19 protein-coding genes are annotated in these 16,008 nt (G+C 64.4%); 6 read left to right on the forward strand and 13 right to left on the reverse strand.

Features of this window, described 5'->3' with window-relative positions; translation table 11 throughout:
• Nucleotides 1–295: 295 nt before the first annotated feature.
• From GA0004734_RS04375 to GA0004734_RS04385, 5 genes are all read left to right on the forward strand, one after another.
• Entirely contained in the window at nucleotides 296–1,606 is a 1,311-nt protein-coding gene (locus tag GA0004734_RS04375) for an NAD(P)/FAD-dependent oxidoreductase (protein ID WP_092931498.1), read from the forward strand.
• Between the two features lie 240 nt (nucleotides 1,607–1,846).
• Nucleotides 1,847–2,023, forward strand: coding sequence for a hypothetical protein (locus tag GA0004734_RS25860; RefSeq protein ID WP_175386216.1), 177 nt, complete (start codon nucleotides 1,847–1,849; stop codon nucleotides 2,021–2,023).
• Nucleotides 2,020–2,196 (forward strand): hypothetical protein, encoded by a 177-nt coding sequence (locus GA0004734_RS25865; protein WP_175386218.1) that lies wholly within the window; start codon nucleotides 2,020–2,022, stop codon nucleotides 2,194–2,196. Before GA0004734_RS25860 ends, GA0004734_RS25865 begins: the two co-directional genes overlap by 4 nt.
• 111 nt (nucleotides 2,197–2,307) lie before the next feature.
• Complete coding sequence (locus GA0004734_RS04380) at nucleotides 2,308–2,868, forward strand: DUF922 domain-containing Zn-dependent protease (protein WP_245292338.1); 561 nt, start codon at nucleotides 2,308–2,310, stop codon at nucleotides 2,866–2,868.
• Nucleotides 2,869–3,038: 170 nt separating this feature from the next.
• Nucleotides 3,039–3,698 carry a peroxiredoxin gene (locus GA0004734_RS04385; RefSeq protein WP_092931504.1) on the forward strand — a complete coding sequence of 220 codons (660 nt, stop codon included), beginning with the start codon at nucleotides 3,039–3,041 and terminating at the stop codon, nucleotides 3,696–3,698.
• Between the two features lie 20 nt (nucleotides 3,699–3,718).
• Here GA0004734_RS04385 and GA0004734_RS04390 read toward each other — a convergent pair whose 3' ends face one another.
• The 11 genes from GA0004734_RS04390 to phnG form a co-directional block, all read right to left on the reverse strand.
• On the reverse strand, nucleotides 3,719–4,858 hold the full coding sequence (locus tag GA0004734_RS04390; protein ID WP_092931506.1) for an alpha-D-ribose 1-methylphosphonate 5-triphosphate diphosphatase: 1,140 nt from the start codon (nucleotides 4,856–4,858) through the stop codon (nucleotides 3,719–3,721).
• A gap of 70 nt (nucleotides 4,859–4,928) precedes the next feature.
• Nucleotides 4,929–5,759, reverse strand: a complete 831-nt coding sequence (phnE, locus tag GA0004734_RS04395; protein ID WP_245292339.1) for a phosphonate ABC transporter, permease protein PhnE — start codon at nucleotides 5,757–5,759, stop codon at nucleotides 4,929–4,931.
• Nucleotides 5,760–5,852: 93 nt separating this feature from the next.
• Nucleotides 5,853–6,848: a phosphonate ABC transporter substrate-binding protein gene (phnD, locus tag GA0004734_RS04400; protein ID WP_092931508.1), complete on the reverse strand. Its 996-nt coding sequence runs from the start codon at nucleotides 6,846–6,848 to the stop codon at nucleotides 5,853–5,855.
• Nucleotides 6,849–6,878: 30 nt separating this feature from the next.
• The gene (gene phnC / locus GA0004734_RS04405; RefSeq protein ID WP_092931510.1) at nucleotides 6,879–7,745 is read right to left on the reverse strand and encodes a phosphonate ABC transporter ATP-binding protein; all 867 of its coding nucleotides are present in this window, start codon (nucleotides 7,743–7,745) and stop codon (nucleotides 6,879–6,881) included.
• A 123-nt stretch (nucleotides 7,746–7,868) separates the two neighbouring features.
• Complete coding sequence (locus GA0004734_RS04410; RefSeq protein WP_092931513.1) at nucleotides 7,869–8,486, reverse strand: DapH/DapD/GlmU-related protein; 618 nt, start codon at nucleotides 8,484–8,486, stop codon at nucleotides 7,869–7,871.
• Nucleotides 8,486–9,202 carry a phosphonate C-P lyase system protein PhnL gene (gene phnL, locus GA0004734_RS04415; protein ID WP_092935911.1) on the reverse strand — a complete coding sequence of 239 codons (717 nt, stop codon included), beginning with the start codon at nucleotides 9,200–9,202 and terminating at the stop codon, nucleotides 8,486–8,488. Before phnL ends, GA0004734_RS04410 begins: the two co-directional genes overlap by 1 nt.
• A 75-nt stretch (nucleotides 9,203–9,277) precedes the next feature.
• A complete protein-coding gene (gene phnK, locus GA0004734_RS04420; RefSeq protein ID WP_092931515.1) occupies nucleotides 9,278–10,051 on the reverse strand; it encodes a phosphonate C-P lyase system protein PhnK in 774 nt (257 codons plus the stop codon).
• On the reverse strand, nucleotides 10,048–10,947 hold the full coding sequence (locus tag GA0004734_RS04425; RefSeq protein ID WP_092931517.1) for an alpha-D-ribose 1-methylphosphonate 5-phosphate C-P-lyase PhnJ: 900 nt from the start codon (nucleotides 10,945–10,947) through the stop codon (nucleotides 10,048–10,050). The genes phnK and GA0004734_RS04425 overlap by 4 nt, the downstream gene beginning before the upstream one ends.
• A complete protein-coding gene (locus GA0004734_RS04430; RefSeq protein ID WP_092931519.1) occupies nucleotides 10,944–12,047 on the reverse strand; it encodes a carbon-phosphorus lyase complex subunit PhnI in 1,104 nt (367 codons plus the stop codon). Before GA0004734_RS04430 ends, GA0004734_RS04425 begins: the two co-directional genes overlap by 4 nt.
• Nucleotides 12,048–12,050: 3 nt before the next feature.
• Entirely contained in the window at nucleotides 12,051–12,641 is a 591-nt protein-coding gene (gene phnH / locus GA0004734_RS04435; RefSeq protein ID WP_092931521.1) for a phosphonate C-P lyase system protein PhnH, read from the reverse strand.
• On the reverse strand, nucleotides 12,638–13,099 hold the full coding sequence (gene phnG, locus GA0004734_RS04440) for a phosphonate C-P lyase system protein PhnG (RefSeq protein ID WP_092931523.1): 462 nt from the start codon (nucleotides 13,097–13,099) through the stop codon (nucleotides 12,638–12,640). The genes phnH and phnG overlap by 4 nt, the downstream gene beginning before the upstream one ends.
• A gap of 113 nt (nucleotides 13,100–13,212) precedes the next feature.
• Here phnG and phnF point away from each other — a divergent pair, with 113 nt between their 5' ends.
• Entirely contained in the window at nucleotides 13,213–13,947 is a 735-nt protein-coding gene (gene phnF / locus GA0004734_RS04445; RefSeq protein ID WP_245292340.1) for a phosphonate metabolism transcriptional regulator PhnF, read from the forward strand.
• Nucleotides 13,948–13,956: 9 nt separating this feature from the next.
• On the opposite strand, the gene GA0004734_RS04450 is transcribed toward phnF, so the two are convergent.
• Both GA0004734_RS04450 and GA0004734_RS04455 read right to left on the reverse strand, forming a co-directional pair.
• Nucleotides 13,957–14,802, reverse strand: a complete 846-nt coding sequence (locus GA0004734_RS04450; protein WP_092931527.1) for a DeoR/GlpR family DNA-binding transcription regulator — start codon at nucleotides 14,800–14,802, stop codon at nucleotides 13,957–13,959.
• 151 nt (nucleotides 14,803–14,953) lie between these two features.
• Complete coding sequence (locus GA0004734_RS04455) at nucleotides 14,954–15,901, reverse strand: D-ribose ABC transporter substrate-binding protein (RefSeq protein WP_092931529.1); 948 nt, start codon at nucleotides 15,899–15,901, stop codon at nucleotides 14,954–14,956.
• Between the last annotated feature and the right edge of the window lie 107 nt (nucleotides 15,902–16,008).

Raw genomic sequence — 16,008 nt, forward strand, 5'->3', positions numbered from 1 at the left:
GAAAAATCCCTATGTTCTTCATCCCCATCGCGTCCGCCTGACACGGCCTGCGATCTGGATGGTCAAGTATATGAACCTTGCTTGGTTCCGGCCAGCGGACGCTCTTTCAGCAGATGTCAGCGCCACGGTTCAGCGTTTTCGAGCGTGCATCCAGATGGCTGCATCTCGGGACCAGCACGGACCCAAGGGGGTTGCTTGCCTCAATCTGTTCTTCTTGTTTTGCATACCCCGTTCATGCTTCATGTGCAGGACTGCGCATAGACGTCTCTCAATCATCTGCAAGGAGCTCGCGGTGATGAATGATCTGGAACCCGCAGACCCCGTCGTGACGCCACCCCGCCGCCGTGTCGTGCTCATCGGAGCGGGCTTTGGCGGTCTCGCCTGCGCGGGCGCTCTTGGAGATACGGATGTCGATGTGATCGTCATCGACCGGCGCAATCACAATCTGTTCCAGCCATTGCTCTATCAGGTCGCCACGGCGGCGCTTTCTCCGGCAGATATCGCGGAGCCGATCCGCCGCACGCTCGGGCGATATCGCAACATCCACATCATGCTGGCCGAGGCCGATGGCATCGACACCGGAACGAAGCAGGTGAAGCTTAAAGATGGCGGCACCGTCTTCTACGACCAGCTGGTGATCGCCACCGGCTCGGACTACAATTACTTCGGCCATGATGAGTGGCAGCATTTCGCGCCGGGCTTGAAGACCCTGCACGAAGCCCGTCGCATCCGTCACCGCCTGCTTCTGTCGTTCGAAAAGGCCGAGCGGACGAAGGATCCGGTGGAGCGGAAGGCTCTGCTCACCAGCATCGTCGTGGGAGGCGGGCCGACCGGCGTCGAGATGGCAGGTGCCATTTCCGAGCTCGGTCGCTCGATGGCATCGCGCGACTTCCGCACCATTCCGGCAAGCGATCTCCGTGTCATTCTGGTCGAGGCGGGACCGCGCATCCTCGCGGCTTTTCCGGAACACCTGCAGGCCTATGCCCTGCGCTATCTCGAAAAGATCGGCGTCGAGGTGCGGCTGGGGGCGCAGGTGTCGGATATCACGGCGGAGGGCGCCGTCATCGCCGGACATATGGTTCCCGCCGGCAGCGTCGTCTGGGGGGCAGGCGTCAAGGCATCGCCAGCGTTCCGGTGGCTCGGGATCGAGGGTAAGGCAGGCGGCCGCATCCCGGTCGATGCCAAGCTTCGGGTCGAAGGCTTCAAGGATATCTTTTCATTGGGCGATACCTCCTTCCAGCCGGACAAGAGCGGTGCGCCGCTGCCGGCCCTGGCCCAGGTGGCCAAGCAGCAGGGCCGTTATCTCGGCAAGCTTCTGGCCAGGCCTGATGCGATCGAGGCGGCCAAGCCGTTTCACTTCGCCAACCGCGGCAACACGGCGGTCATCGGCCGCAACGCCGCGATCTTCGATTTCGGCCGCTGGACGCTGAAGGGCTATTTCGCCTGGATCCTCTGGGCGATCGTCCACGTCTATCTTCTCGTCAACTTCGAAAAGCGGATGCTGGTCACGGTCCAGTGGATCTGGCGGTATCTCACCCGTCAGCGTGGCGCGCGCCTGATCGACGAGAACGACAAGGAAGACGTATCGCCTGCCATTATCAGGTGATGTCGGCCAAACCGGCCTACGCCACGTGACGGATAGGGATGTCGGCGCTCCGATTGCGGAACCTTTGGCGTCCCGACTGGTTCGACCCATGACAAAGGATGCGCAGGAACACCCGGCCATCCTATCATCCGGCCCCGTGCCGGCATGCCTGTCGCGGCCGCGCCGGCTCCCCCCTGTCGCCGGTTCTGCCGCGACAGGCTCATCCAGAGCGCGCGCCCGCGCGCCGAGCGTGAGGTCGATATGCCTGAGAATTACACATCCCTGATCGTTATGGTGGTCGTGCTCGTCGTCGTCTGCGGCGTCGTTGGCGCCTGGGCGCTCCGTAGCCGCCGGCGCAATGCCACGATGGCATCCTCCGGCCGCCAGGATCGCCAGGATCGCCAGGACACGACGCTGGAAAACGGGAGAACATCTTGACCGGAGATCGAGACCGCGAGCCCTATATCGCCCCTTCCGCCGATGCACCGGAGCAGACGGAGCGTAAATCGAAGGCCGGCAAAGGGATCGTCATGTTCATCGCAGTTTTCGCCATTGCCGCGTTTCTGATGTATCTGAGCGTCCTCATCTATGCGAGCATCGTGCGGGTCTGATCCGCCAGGCCAATTGCAACGCACCGACATTCCGCCTAGGGTCCAGCCCGCAAACATGGGCGGATGACAGTGACGCTGACAAGGATGATTTGGGGTTTCACGGCAGCGATCATGATGTTCGTCATGCCGCTGTCGGCCACTGCCGAGGTGAAGGCAACGGAGACCGTCGAAACCTATGCCATCCCGGGCAAGACGGGTGCGGAACTCTATGCATCGATCGGCGAGCGCGGGCCTCTCCTCGGCGCAAACCGCGTCATTGCCCATACGCGTTTCAAGCTGACCTGGCGGCGGGACTATCAGAGGCAGGGCAATGACTGTCTTCTGGCAACGGCGATCCCGCGATTGATCATTGTCACCACCCTGCCGAAGCCGGCGGCCAAGCTGTCGGCGCCCGTTCACGCCAGCTGGACGACCTTCATCGACGGCGTCCGCCGGCATGAGGCAGTGCACGGAGACTATGTCCGCGACCTTGTGGCGAAGATCGAGACGGCGACCATTGGGCTCCGGCAGACGGATGATCCCGGCTGCACGAAGATCAAGACGGAGATGAACCGCCGTCTTGGTGCGATCTCGAATGAACGGCGCGATCTCGACCGCGCCTTCGACCAGGCGGAGTTCACCGAGGGCGGTGCGGTCCACGCGCTTATTCTGGCGCTGGTCAACGGCCCTTGAGAGCCGACCGCGCGGCACCGGATCGCGCATCCCGTCAAGGCATGGCATTCGGTTTTCCGACGGCGAGATGAGAAAAATTGATGGCCGGCTCTATGGTGCGCCGACCGGCGCAGCCTTGAACCGGAGCTGCGATGATGCCACTTTCCGGCAACTGAAAAGAGGATCGTTCCATGAGCCTGCGCATCAACGATATCGCCCCTGATTTTACCGCCGAAACCAGCCAGGGAACGATCTCGTTCCACGACTGGATCGGCGATGGCTGGGGTGTTCTGTTCTCGCATCCGAAGAATTTCACGCCGGTCTGCACGACGGAGCTTGGCGCCATGGCTGGCCTTCAGGACGAGTTCGCCAAGCGCGGCGTCAAGGTCATCGGCATCTCGGTCGATCCGGTCGAAAGCCACGAGCGCTGGAAGAACGACATCCGCACGGCCACCGGCTTCGAGGTCGATTACCCGCTGATCGGCGACAAGGACCTCGCCGTCGCGAAACTCTACGACATGCTGCCGGCCGGCGCCGGCGAAAGCTCGGACGGCCGCACGCCCGCCGACAACGCGACCGTTCGCTCGGTCTTCGTGGTCGGGCCGGACAAGAAGATCAAGCTGATCCTCACCTATCCCATGACGACCGGCCGCAACTTCGACGAAATCCTGCGTGCGATCGACTCGATCCAGCTGACGGCCAAGCATCAGGTGGCGACGCCCGCCAACTGGAAGCAGGGCGAGGACGTTATCATCACTGCGGCTGTGTCCAACGAGGACGCGCTGGCTCGCTTCGGCAGCTTCGACACGGTGCTGCCCTACCTGCGCAAGACGAAGCAGCCGACGGCCTGAGGTACCAAGCTGGCGACGCGTCAGGCGACGCGTTCGCCGGCCCGCCAGACGCCGGCCACCAGAGGCGGTGCACCGTGCTCTGCCCGCACGCGCACAAGATCGGCCCGAAGGCCGGTCTCGATCCGGCCGCGATCGGCAAGGCCTGCGGCCCGGGCCGGATTGGCGGTGATCATGCGCACCGCATGCGGCAGGTCCGTCTGCCCGCGTTCGGCCAGCAGGAATGCGGCCTGTAGCAGGCTGAACGGCACGTAGTCCGACGAGAGAATGTCGAGCGCATCGCGCTCCAGAAGATCGAGCGCGGACACGTTGCCGGAATGCGATCCGCCCCGGACAACGTTCGGCGCGCCCATCAGCACCTGTAGGTCTGACGCTTTGGAAAGTGTCGCAGCCTCGATCGTGGTCGGGAATTCGGCGAGCGCGATGCCGAGATCGACGCTCTCACGAACATGCGCCGCTGTTGCGTCGTCATGCGAGGCCATGGGGATGCCGGCCTCGCGGCAGCGAGTCGCGAGGGCCAGACGGTTGCGGTCGGCGTTCTCCTCCGACTGGGCGATGCGCCGGGCGCTGAACGCTTCGAATTCCGCATCCGAAATCTTCTTCTTGCCCTGATAATAGATCCGGTAGGCCTCAAGGCTCACGAACTGGCGCTGCCCGGGCGCGTGATCCATCAGCGACGCCAGCCGCACCCGGTCGTTGCGCTTCATCGCATCGAACTGTTCGACCACTTCGGGCATGGAGACTTCGCAGCGCAGGTGGATGAAGTGCTCGGCGCGCAGGCGGTTCGCGACCGTCGCAGCGGAGATGGTTGCCGCCATGTCGGCCATATCGCCGGTCCCGAGATCGGTATCGCCATCGAGCCCGACGCGAAGCGCGTCGAACACGGTGGTGATGCCGGCGGTGGCGATCTGCCCGTCATGTGCCTGGAGAGCTGCGGCAAGGTTCCACCGAACCTTCGGCCGCGGCTGGATGTGCGTTTCCAGATGGTCGGTGTGCAGCTCGACGCAGCCCGGCATCAGGTAATCGCCTTGCATGTCGATGCCCTGCGCGGTCGTGCCCGGGGAAATATCGGCGATCACGCCGTCGCGCACGACGACGGTGCCTTCGACGATCTCGGTGGGGAGGACGATGGCGCAGTGGGTGAAGATCTGTTCGCGGGTCATGGTCTGCCGTTCCGCAGCGCCTGGCTGCAGCTTTTCAAGTGAGAGGTGAAAGCGGGCGGCAAGCGCCGCCTTATATGACAAGCTTGCGCAGTTGCTGCGAGAGGATGTCCATCAATGTCACGGTTGCGACGATGATGAGGAGGATAGCGGAGGCCTGCGGATAGTAGAAACCGCGAATGCTCTCGAACAGGATCTGCCCGATGCCGCCGGCACCGATGAGGCCGAGAACCGTGGCGGAGCGGATGTTGGATTCGAGGCGATAGAGTGAGAAGGAGATCCAGAGCGGCAGGACCTGCGGGATGACGCCGAAGATGACCTGCTGCAGCCGGGAAGCCCCGGTGGTGCGGATCGCCTCGACCGGCCGCGGATCGATCGCTTCGACGGCTTCGGAGAAGAGCTTGGCGAGAATGCCCGTCGTGTGAACGAACAGCGCCATGACGCCGGCAAACGGCCCGAGGCCGACGGCAACGACAAACAGAACGGCAAAGACGATCTCATGGATCGCGCGGAACAGGTCCATCAGCCGGCGAACCGGGTGCAGCACCCACCAGGGGGCCATGTTGTGGGCGGAGAGGATACCGAAAGGAATGGACAGGAGAACCGCGAGAAAGGTGCCCCAGAGCGCGATCTGGATCGTGACGATCATTTCGCGGAGATAGGACGCCCATTCCCTGAAATCCGGTTTCAGGAAATCCTTGGCATAGGTCGCCATGTTGCCGGCGTCCGAGAAGAGGTAGGTCCACCGTCCCATTTCGGCCGGCCCCCAGCTGGCGGCAAGCGCACCCACGAAGACGAGCGTGGCGATCCAGCCGCGCATGCCGCTCCGTGCAGGCTTTACGACAGCGGGGCTGGTCATCGGGCGGGCATGTGTTGCGCCTGTGGAGGCGATGACGTCGGTCATGGGCGTCGTCCTTGATGGATCAGGCGGTAAGATCAGGCAATGAAATCAGGAGAGAACCGGAGCGGACGGTGCCGCCCGCTCCGGTTTGAAGCATCAGCCGTTGGAAGCCGTTCCGAGCTCGGCTTCGAACTTCGCCTTCTGCTCGGTCAGCGGCTTGACCTTTTTGGCCTTGGCGTCAGCCGACAGCGAGGCATCGGCTTCGATCTTGGCAATCGACTTCGACAGTTCCATCACGCGGATCGGCAGGAGCTGCTTGTCGGTCGAGGCCTTGAACGGCGCCCATTTCAGGCCGGCAAGAACGTCCTTCTCATGGGCGACATCGCCCGTGGAGTTGGCGGTGCCGTAGGCGAGGAAGAAGTCGCGCAGCTTGGTCTTGGCCTCTTCCGGCAGGTCCTTGCGCCAGACGATCGGGTCGGACGGGATCAGCGGCGAGCGCCAGATCTCGCGGATATTGGCAAAGGCATCCGGCTTGTTCTGCTGGATCAGCGCCATGTTCTCGGTATTGTTGGCCGCCGCATCGACCTGTTTCATGGCGACGGCCATGGCATTGGTCTCGTGGTTGGCGTTGGTCACCGTCTTGAAGCATTCCTTCGGGTCGATGCCGCGGGCGCCGAACACGAATGTCATGGGGACGAGGTAGCCGGAGGTGGAGTTCGGATCGCCAAGGCCGAAGCTCTTGGACTTGTCGCAGGCGAGCAGTTCGTCGATCGTCTGGATCGGGCTGTCCTTGGGAACGATGACGACCGACCAGTAGCCCGGATCGCCGTTCTTGGCGACGCTCTGCACGAACACCTCGCCATCGGCACGGTCGACCGCTTCCATGGCCGACTTGTTACCGTACCAGGCAACCTGCACTTTGTTGAAGCGCATGCCTTCGATGATGCCGGCATAGTCCGACGCGAAGAAGGGCTTCACGTCGAGACCGGTCTTGGTCTTGAGGTCGGCCAGAAGCGGCTCCCAGGCCGTCTTCAGGTTCTGCTGGGACTCGGTCGAGATGATGCCGAAGTTGATGGTCTCGGCGGCAAGCGCCTGCTGGCTGAGGGAAGCGGCGAGCGAAAGCGCCGCAATGCTCTTGAAGATCGCGTTCATGGTGGTCTCCGGTTGGCAGTTATCGTGCGATCAGACGGTGGCGAGCGCCGCCTGACGTGTGTGAAGCTCGACGCCGGATGGCGCCATGGGGTCGGCCGGGCTGCTCGGGGCAGCATCCGGCAGGACGAGTTCTTCCGATGCCGCTCCGTAGAGCTCGGCAAGGAAATCGTTGGAAAGGGCGGTGGACGGGCCGTCATAGACGATGGCGCCGTCGCGCATGGCGATCGTGCGGCGACAATAGCGCCGCGCATATTCGACCTGATGAAGCGATACGAGCACGGTAATCCCGTCCTCGCGGGAGATGGCGGCCAGCACATCCATCACCCGGCGGGCGGCCGACGGATCGAGCGCCGAGATCGGCTCGTCGGCAATCAGGATGCGCGCTTCCTGCACGAGGGTACGGGCAATCGCCGCGCGCTGCTGCTGGCCGCCCGAAAGCGTCGAGGCGCGCTGGGCGGCAACCTGCGGAATGCCGACGCGGGCGAGCGCTGCCTGCGCCTTGTCCTTCTCGTGTCGGTTAAACAGGCCGAGCGTGCCCCGCCAGCGCGGTATGCGGCCGAGATGGCCGATCAGCACGTTGGTCAGCACGGAAAGCCGCCCGACGAGATTGAACTGCTGGAAGATCACGGCAACGCGGCCGCGCGCCGCTTCCCGGTTCATCCGCCCGCCGGCCTGCGACACCGCGCCGAGGATCTCCACACGCCCGCCATCGCCATCGCCGATCTCCAGGCCGGCGATGTGGCGGATGAGCGTGCTCTTCCCGGAACCGGAAGCGCCGATCAGCGCCACCATCTCGCCCTGCTCCAGCATGAGGCTGACGCCGTTGAGCGCTCGCGTTTCGCCATAGCGTTTCGACAGATTGCTCACGGAAAGCGCGATAGGGGTAATTTCGGTCATGGTTTGATCCCGGGCAGCAGCTCGAAAGCCGACGTCATGCCGGCTGCACGTCCGAGGACTGTGAGCGGCAAGCGATGATGGTTGCGTGACATTTGCATGAAACTTTTGCGTCAACCGCTTACATTAGGCGCCGTAGCGTTCGACGAACGCCTCGCCTGTCAGCGTGCGAAAATCCTCGAGCGCCGCGAACAATCTGTCGTGCGGCCAGTTCCACCAGGCGAGCCGCTCCATGGCCTCCGCCGTCGCGCGCGGGAAGCGCTCGCGGATCAGCCGTGCCGGCACGCCGCCGACGACCGTGTAGGGCGCCACATCGTGCGACACCACGGCACCGGCGCCGATCACAGCGCCATTGCCGACCGTCACGCCCGGCAGAACCGTCGCGCCGTGACCGATCCAGACATCGTGCCCGATGGTGACGCGGCGGGCGCGCCGCGCTGCAAAGAAGTCCGCCTCGTCCGCAGCTCCGTCGAAATAGTCGCCGGCCCTGTAGGTGAAATGATGCAGCGTGGCGCGCTCCATCGGGTGGTTCGTGGCGTTCAGCCGCACCATGGAGGCGATGTTGACGAACTTGCCGACGGTCGCGCACCAGAGCGCGCAATCCTCCATGACATAGGAGTAGTCGCCGAGGTCCACCTCGCCGAGGCGCGATCTCTGGGCGATCTCGACATAGCGGCCAAGCCGGCAGTCGGTGACATCGGCCGTCTCGTGGATTGTGGGGCGATGTTCGGAAAGCTTGGCCATCACGCAGCCTTTCGGGCGGAAAATGCGGAAACGTCGATGGTGCGGGTCGCCACGGCTTCGCGCACCGGCTGGTCGTGGAAGATGCCGAGAATGGCCGTGCCGCGTGCGAGCTTCTCGCCGATCATCGCGGTCACCACGTCTCGGTTCTCCGCGTCGAGCGAGGCGGTGGGCTCATCGAGGAGGAGGACGGGATGATCGGTGATGAAGCCGCGGGCGATGTTGACGCGCTGCTTTTCGCCGCCGGAAAAGGTGGCTGGGGGAAGCCCGTGCAGCGTTTCCGGCAGGTTGAGCCGGGAGAGCATGTCACGGGCGCGCGCGGTCGCCTCCACCCGATCGACGCCGCGTGAAACCAGCGGCTCGGCCACGATCTCGACCGCGGAGACGCGCGGTACGGCGCGCAGGAACTGGCTGACATAGCCGATGCCGTTGTGCCGGATGGCCAGAACGAGACGCGGATCGCCGCCGCCGAGATCGCGAACCGCGCCGCTTTCAGGGTCCCGCACCAGAACGGAGCCCTGATCGATGGCGTAGTTGCCATAGACCATGCGCAGGATGGACGATTTGCCGACGCCCGAGGGGCCGCCGAGAACGACGCATTCGCCGGGAAAGAGATCGAAGCGGACATTGGCGACCACCGGCAGCATGACGCCGTCGCGCAGGTGCATGACGAAGGATTTGGCGACATCCCGCACGCTGAGCAGCGCGCCTTCCGGCATGGCAGGATAAATGGCAGGATGAGTCGGCGTGATGGAGGAGATGGACATCGGCGGGCTCCGGTTCGGCATTCGGGCTCAGGATTCAGGAATGGAGGCGACGAGAAGCTGGGTGTAGGCATGGCGCGGATCGTCCAGCACCCGGTCCGTCAGCCCGGCTTCGACGATGTGCCCGCCCTTCATGACGATCATGCGCTGCGACAGAAGTCGCGCCACGGCGAGGTCGTGGGTGACGATGACGACGGCGAGCGACAGGTCGGTGACCAGTCCGCGCAAAAGATCGAGCACGCGGGCCTGCACGGAAACGTCGAGGCCCCCGGTCGGCTCGTCCATGAAGATCAGCCGTGGATGGGTAACGAGATTGCGGGCGATCTGCAGGCGCTGACGCATGCCGCCGGAAAAGGCGATCGGCTGGTCGTCGATCCGCTCGGCGGCGATCTCCACGCGCGACAGCCAGTCGCCAGCCGTGCGCCGGATAGTCCCGTAATGACGCTCGCCGACGGCCATCAGCCGCTCGCCGACATTGGCGCCAGCCGAAACGCGCATCCGCAGCCCGTCGGCCGGGTTCTGGTGCACGAAGCCCCAGTCGGTGCGCATCAGGAAGCGACGCTCCGCTTCCGAGAGATCGGCAAGGTCGGGGAAGCGCTCGTCGCGCATCCGGTAGCGGATCTCGCCGGCCGAGCGCTCCAGCCGGCCGGAGATGCAGTTGAGCAGCGTCGTCTTGCCGGAGCCGGACTCGCCGACGATGGCGACGACCTCGCCCGGCCAGACGTCGAAGGAGACGTCGGTGCAGCCGATGAAGGCGCCGTAGCGCTTTTCGAGCCCGCGGACGGAGAGGATGGGATCGGTCATCGCGTGGTCTCCTGCTCGATTGACGCATGTTCCCCGAGCTGCGGCAGGCCGGCCCCCGTGTGGCCGTCCGCTTGCCGCGTCTCGCAATGGTCGGTGTCGGAGCAGACGAACATCCGCCCGCCCCGGTCGTCGGTCACCACCTCGTCCATGTAGACGCCGGTCGCGTTGCAGAGCGCACAGGGGCGGCTGAAGGTCTGGACGGTGAAGGGGTGATCCTCGAAATCGAGGCTCGTCACCTGGGTGAAAGGCGGCAGCGCATAGATGCGCTTCTCGCGTCCCGCGCCGAAGAGCTGCAAGGCGGGCGAGCGATCGAGCTTCGGATTGTCGAATTTCGGAATGGGCGAGGGGTCCATGACATAGCGACCCTCGACCTTCACCGGATAGGCATAGGTTGTGGCGATATGGCCGTGCTGGGCGATGTCCTCGTAGAGCTTCACATGCACGAGGCCGTATTCCTCCAGCCCGTGCATGACCCGCGTCTCGGTCTCGCGGGGCTCGAGAAAACGCAGAGGCTCGGGGATCGGCACCTGGAAGACGATGGTCTGGTGCGCCTTCAGCGTCTCTTCCGGAATGCGGTGGCGGGTCTGGATGATCGTCGCCTCCGCTGTTTTGGTCGTCGTCGCGACATTGGCGGTCTTTGCGAAGAAGGCGCGGATGGAGACGGCGTTGGTCGTGTCGTCGGCGCCCTGGTCGATCACCTTGAGAATGTCGTCCGGCCCGAGAATGGCGGCCGTCACCTGTACGCCGCCGGTGCCCCAGCCGTATGGCATCGGCATCTCGCGGGAGGCGAAGGGCACCTGATAGCCCGGAATGGCGATGCCCTTGAGGATCGCGCGGCGGATCATGCGCTTGGTCTGTTCGTCCAGATAGGCGAAGTTATAGGCGGGCAAGGTCATTCCGCGGCCTCCTGTCGGTCCGTCCCGGCGGTCTTTTCCGCCGCATGTTCCTGCCGCAGCATGCGCAGCAGGTCGAGTTCGGCCTGGAAATCCACATAATGCGGCAGTTTCAGATGCTCGACGAAGCCGGTGGCCTCGACATTGTCGCAGTGCGAGAGGACGAACTCCTCGTCCTGCGCCGGTGCCGCCCTGTTTTCATCAAACTCGTCCGCACGCAGCGCGCGATCGACAAGGCTCATCGACATGGCCTTGCGTTCCGACTGGCCGAAGACGAGGCCATAGCCGCGCGTAAAGCGCGGACCGTCCTCGCCGCCGCCCTTGAACTGCGACACCATCTGGCACTCGGTGACCCGGATCGCGCCGATATTGATGGCAAAGCCGAGTTCCGGCAGGTCGATTTCCAGATCGACGAGGCCAATGCGCACTTCACCGACGAAGGGGTGCGTGCGGCCGTAGCCGCGTTGGGTCGAATAGCCGAGCGACAGAAGGAAACCTTCGTCACCGCGCGCAAGTGCCTGAAGCCGGAGGTCGCGGCCGGCGGGAAAGCCGGTCGGGTCGCGGGTGAGGTCGCCGGGCTCGGCATCGGAGGCGATATCCGGCTCGATCAGGCCTTCGGCGTTGAGGATATCCGTCACGCGCGGGTAGGCGGCATCCTCCGTCACGTCACGCCGCGCGCCGGGCGCGACGGGATGGTCGCCGGCCATATCGGGATCGATCAGGCGGTGGGTATAATCGAAGGTCGGCCCCAGCAGCTGTCCGCCGGGAATATCCTTGTAAGTGGCCGAGACGCGCCGCTCGATCCGCATGGCCGCCGTCTCCACCGGCCGGGTTGCGCCGAAACGCGGCAGCGTCGTGCGATAGGCGCGGATGAGGAAGATCGCCTCGATCATGTCGCCGCGCGACTGTCGCACGGCCATGGCTGCAAGCTCGGGATCGTAGAGCGATCCCTCGGCCATGACACGGTCCACAGCCAGCGAAAGCTGGCCCGCGATCTGTTCGAGCGAGAGAGCAGGAACGGAGCGATCTCCCCGACGACGGTCGGCCAGAAGTTTGTGCGCCTTCTCGATGGCGGCTTCACCGCCTTTGACGGCTACATACATGGCTCAGGCCTCCTGAATGCGTGTGGTGCGGGGCAAAGCCAGAGCCTCGCCGCCCGAAACGAGGACGAGGTCAAAGCCGAGCGGAAAGCCGGCACGGTTGGCGGCCATCACGTCGAGAAAGCCGGCGCCCAGGCCCTGCGGCGCGATGTCGGTCGTGGTCTCGATGCCAGGTCCGCGAAGGGTGAGGCGCTGCCCGCCGCGAAGCTCCGCAACCGGCAGGAGCAGTGTGGCCGAACGATCCGGATATTCCGCCGTGCCTACGGCAAATCGGCGCCAGCCGGCACAGTCGCTGTCATCCGAAAGGAGGACGAAACGGGCCGACAACGCGTCAGCGGTTGCCGCAGCACCCGTGTGAAAGCCGGTCCAGGCCTTCACGTCCGGCATGTCCGTCTCGAAGAAAACGGGCGTGTCCGCATCGGCGAGCGCCAGCAGGATCGCGCCGGCCGCAGGGGATATCGGTGCCGGCGGCACGGCAAGGCCGGAGAGATCCGCGACGGTGCCCGGTCGCGCGAAGGCATCCATCAGGGCGCGAAAGGCGCGCTGCGATCCGAAGACGGGTTCGGCGAAGCCGCCGTCGACAAAGGCGAGGCTCATCGGTCTTCTCCCCGGACCAGCGTGAAGAAATCGACGCGCGTCGCTTCCGTTTCTTCCGCGCGCTGCTTGCGCGCCTCGGCATCGAGCGCCAGCGCCGGCGTGACGACATCCGTTTCGATCACGGCCTGCCATGCGTCGAGCTGCCCGAGCGCATCCAGATGTGCGACCATGCGGGCCTTTTCGATGTCGCGGCCGAGAATGATCGAATGGCCGACCTCGCCGCTGTCGAGCTTTACGGTCGCTCGCGTCACGCTCGTCTCGCCAAGGTTGAACGGAGCGCCGCCGCCGCCGATCCGCCCGCGCACCATCACGGCGCCGATCTCGGGGCCGCGCACTGGAATGGCCTGCGGTGCCGCTTTGGCAATCGCGCCGTAGCGTTCGCCGAGAAGATCGGCCGGCATGGACGCCATGGCGTCGAGGGCGCGCTTGCGGCCCGATATCTGATGTTCTCTGGTCATTTCGGATCCTATTTGTCTATTTGTGTAGACAACTAATCTTGATCCGATTTATAACCCGGGAATCGTGACGCCGCTATGACACTACGGCGCGATACGAAGAGAAGGAGCTGACATTGGACGGGCAGGATGACGGTATTTCCCGCTGGCGGCGCGTTGCCGACGGTATTCGCGCATCGATCATGGACGCTGTGGTGACCGACCGCCTGCCGCCGGAAACTGAGCTCGCAGCCGACTACGGCGTCAACCGACACACGGTGCGCCGCGCCATTGCGGTTCTCGCGGCAGAGGGGATCGTCCGGGCCGAGCGGGGGCGCGGCACCTTCGTCAATCCGGTCGAGCCGCGCATCTCCTATCCGATCGGCACGCGGGCGCGGTTCTCCGAGAACATGATGCGCCAGTCGCTGGAGCCTTCGGGCCGGCTTGTCGGATCGCAGAAGGTATCGGCCGACATGGCCATGGCGCGGCTGCTCGGTTTAGCGCTCGGAGCCCCGCTTCACCGGCTGGATCATATGGCCGTGGTGGATGGCGTGCCTCTGTCCCGCTCCACCTCGCATTTCCCGGCTGAACGGTTCCCCGGCATTATCGCCGCCTATGCGCAGGAAGGCTCGATCACCCAGGCGCTTGGCCGTTGTGGACTTGCCGATTATCGAAGGCGCGAGACGCGGCTGACGGCGGAACGCGTTTCGCCGGGCGATGCCGATGCGCTCTCCTGTGCCGGCGATGCCATCGTGCTGGTGACTAATGCGGTGGATGTGGATCTCGACGGCCGGCCGTTGCAGGCGATCCGCACCCGCTTCCTCGCCGACCGCATGGAGCTCGTCTTCGTCAATCCGGAAAGTGCTGCGTGAGCGGACGTCCTATCGGCCTGCCTTCGGCCGATCCACTGGCGCGACCATCAGGTTGATGCCCTTGGAGCGCATGCGCTCCAGATGCTCCGGGGCAATGTTGTCGTCCACGATGACGAGGTCGAATTCGGTCAGCGCAGCGAAGGAATAGAGCGCCCGGCGCTCGAATTTCGTGTGGTCGGCCAGAAGGATGCGCATGGCGGCGCTGTCGAACATCGCCCGCTTGGTCTCCACCATTTCCGGCGACTGGTGAAAAGCAACGTCGTCCAGAATGGCCGACATCGACATGAACACGGTATCGGCCCTGAGCTTCTCGATCTCGCGGATCGTCATGCGCCCCATGAAGGCGTTGCACCAATTGTAGAACTGCCCGCCGAGCCCGAGCAGCGTCACGTCCGGCACGGCCTTCAGGTCGTTCATCAGATTGAGCGAATTGGTGATGACCGTCAGCGGCACCTTTTCGGGCAGGTGATGCGCCATTTGCAGCACGGTGGTGCTGTCGTCGAAGAAGATCGCCTGTCCCGGCTCGATGAAGGTCATGGCCGCCTGCGCGATGGCGGCTTTCTCCCGCGCCTGACGGCTGGAGCGGTAGACGTCGCTGGATTCGATAAGGCTCGTCGGCGCGGCCGTCACGATGCCGCGCGTCTTGCGAAAGAGGCCGCGGCTGACGAGCTCGTCGACATCCCGGTGCGCGGTCATCAGGCTGATGCCGAAACGGTCGGTCAGGTCTTCGATCCGCATCGAGCCCTCGGCCATCACGGCCTCGGCGATCAGCTGGCGGCGCACGATCTGGCGGGCCTGGCGACTGTCGCTGGGAAGCTCGGACATGAACTGACCGACGGTTGTCCTGTTCGTCATCCCTTAGCCCCTCTGTTCGCTCTGTATGCGTCCTAGCGCATAAAACCTCTAACGGGAAACCCGTTCGCAAGGATGCGACCGCCGGGCGTGACAAGGGGCGCGTCAGGAGAAAGAGGGCGCCGCAAGCGGCACCCTCTCTGGTGTCGAATGCTTACTTGTCGAGCACGAAGGGTGCCGAGTACTTGTCGACATTGTCCTTGGTGATCAGCAGGCAATCGAACAGCTGCTTTTCGGACTTGGCGCCCGTGGCACCCGTCTTGATGAAGCTGTCGGCCTGCTTCACGGCTTCTTCCGAGAAGACGGCGACCGGCTGAAGCACGGTGTACTGCAATTCGCCGGCCTTGATGGCGGCGACTGCATCCGGCGAACCGTCGAAGCCGCCGACCTTGACGTTGGCGATCTTGCCGGCTTCCTTCAGCGCTGCGATGGCGCCGAGCGCCATTTCGTCATTGCCCGAGATCACGCCGTTGATATCCGGATTGGCCTGCAACATGGACTGCATCTTGTCGTGGCCCTTGGTGCGGTCCCAGTCGGCCACTTCGGAAGCCGCCTTTTCGAGGTCCGGATACTGCGTCAGCACGGTCTCGTAGCCATTGGAGCGGGTCGCGGCATTGTTGTCTGAGGGTGCGCCGAAAAGCTCGACATACTTGCCCTTGTCGCCGACGGCTTCCACCCACTGCGTGGCGCCGAGGGCTGCACCCTGCGCGTTGTTGGACACGAGCTGCGCCTTGGCAAGGCCTTCCTGGTTGATCTCGGCATTGACGAGAATGACCGGGATGCCGGCGGCAACGGCTTTCTTGACAGCGCCGACGGAGCCGTCGGCGTTGGCCGGATCGAGGATGATCGCGACCGACTTGTTGGTGATGGCGGTGTCGATCAGGTTGCTTTCGGTGTTGGTGTCGCCCTTGTGCGCGCCGACGGTCGCGGTGTAGCCGAGCTTTTCGGCGGCGGCCTTCGCCACATTGCCTTCGGTCAGCCAGTAGGGGTTCGACGGGTCGTTGACGATCACCGTCATCAGGCCCTCGGCATAGGCGGTGCTGGCAAACATCGTTGCGGCAGCGGCGGCTGCCATCAGCAGGCGGCTTGCTTTTTTCATCATGGTCTCTCTCCCGGTTGAAATGCGGTTCGGTTGTGCCGGTCACCCGGCGGTGCTTGTCCGTGGCCGGACCCCTGCCTCTCCTTGAGAAGGCAGAAAGCCGGTGATGC

This window comes from Rhizobium sp. 9140 (genome assembly GCF_900067135.1).
Classification (GTDB): domain Bacteria; phylum Pseudomonadota; class Alphaproteobacteria; order Rhizobiales; family Rhizobiaceae; genus Ferranicluibacter.